Source organism: Bartonella sp. TT119HLJHH, from assembly GCF_042193385.1.
In the GTDB taxonomy this organism is placed as follows: Bacteria; Pseudomonadota; Alphaproteobacteria; order Rhizobiales; family Rhizobiaceae; genus Bartonella.
Window position 1 is genome coordinate 1 of record NZ_JBHILS010000072.1, and the last position, 1,897, is coordinate 1,897.

General features: G+C 43.8%; 1 pseudogene. It reads left to right on the forward strand.

Features of this window, described 5'->3' with window-relative positions:
- Positions 1 to 1,897, forward strand: a pseudogene (locus ACFIJL_RS09220) (filamentous hemagglutinin); the annotation flags it as partial.

Here is a 1,897-nt window from a genome sequence, read left to right on the forward strand (position 1 = left end):
TAAGCAATAATCGTTCTCATATTTACACGCCGCAAACGCTGTATTTAATTGCAGATCATATTGATGTCTCAGAGAGCGAATTGGCTTATGGCGGTTTAGACTTTCAAAGCACCAATGCCCTTGATATTCACAATGCAAGGCTACAAGCCGTGACAGATCAGGGAGGGACTGGAGATATTCTCTTTATTGCTCCAAGCGTTATGGTTGATGAGACAACTTCTGTTTTAGCAGCCAGAGATTTCGTGATCAAAACGAGGGAGCTTGGAAATAGCGGTCAATTGGCATCGGGGCAGGATTTAGTCTTTAGCGTGACGGGCAATGTGACCAACAACAAAACGGGTTTAATTTATGTGAAGGGCAATGGTGCTTTACAAGTTGATGGGGCTTTGTTGAATGATTTTGGCACCATAATGACAGAAGGTGATTTATCTTTTACCAATGCGGCTGGCAGCGGAAAAAGCCTTTCCCTTGTCAATAAAGCAGGCTCTATTCAAGCAGGTGGAAACTTAAATATCCAAACCAACACCCTGAAAAACGAAGCCGATAGCACACCTGTCATCACGGAAAAAACGGAATATAGCGATATTTCATTCGAAAAACCAGACAAATATAATTTTCTCGATGGTAGGGATTTATATCATGATACGAGATCGAATAGCTGGGGTAAAGGAAAGCTTTCTAAGTGGCCGCTTGGTAAAGACAAGAAAAACTTTATATTTGAACAGCAGGTTTGGGCGAGCAAAGAAGAAATCTACGGCACCGCAATTTCAAGCGATGGAACAGTCTATAAGGCTTTTACTTGGGAATATAATGATAACAGAAAAGGCATAGAACAGTATTCCTGGAATGGTTCTCGGCGGAAGGGAGGATGGTTTGGGTCAATAAACGAAGACTGGTCACATATGACAGAAAAGACTGTCACACAAGCATTTTCGCATAAACCAACTGTTTCGGGGGTAATACAATCTAGTGGCAATCTCATCATTAACGCTGATACCATTGATAACCATTATAGCTCTATGAGAGCAGGGGGAAATGCCGATATCCAAGCCAAGACGCTGACCAATTTAGGTGCAACGGCTTATAAAAACACTTATCTTGGTTGTCAGGCTAATACAGACAGTTGTTATGGTTATAAAGCTGATGGAAGCCGCGATGTTTCTTTAGATATAGCCAATGGCAAGGATCGCCAGATTGGTTCAGAAGCTTTGGAGAGCGTTCCTGGTCTTGTCCAAGCGGGCGGCACTTTAAATCTGGTGGTCGATCAACTCAATAACACGGCAGCGGAAGGTTCGATTACAGGGGATGCGCATTTTAAAGCACAAGCAGTTGAAGGCAATCCACTGGAGTCCTTAAGTGGTTTAACCGGAGCTGGCGCTCTCTTTACACCAAAAGTCGATCTCAATAATGCGGGGGAACTTGCTGAAGGGCTTCCTTTACCAAAGCCCCAATCGGGTGGGGTTGGGGGCACGCTGCCCAATCAAAATTTCATTTATGAAACGCGGGCAGAATTTCTTGATGTCGGCAAATTTTATGGCTCAGCCTATTATTTGAACAGAATTGGCTACAATCCTGACAGAGAGATTTTTTTCTTAGGCGATGCTTATTTCGAAAAGCAGCTGATTGAGAAACAAATGCGTGATCTTGTTGGTCAAGGTTTGGGTAAAGGTTCCTTTATTCCTGGAAGTGATGCCATTGAACAAGTCAAAACCTTGCTGGATGTCGGGGCAGACTATGCAAAAGCCCACAATCTCCCCTTTGGTGAGGCTTTGAGTGAAGAACAATTGGCATCCCTAGAAGCCCCGATGGTGATTTATGTACGCCAACAGGTCAAGGGCATGGATGTTTATGCACCGGTGCTTTACATCCCTGAAAAAGACAGAGCCTCCTTTGTTTC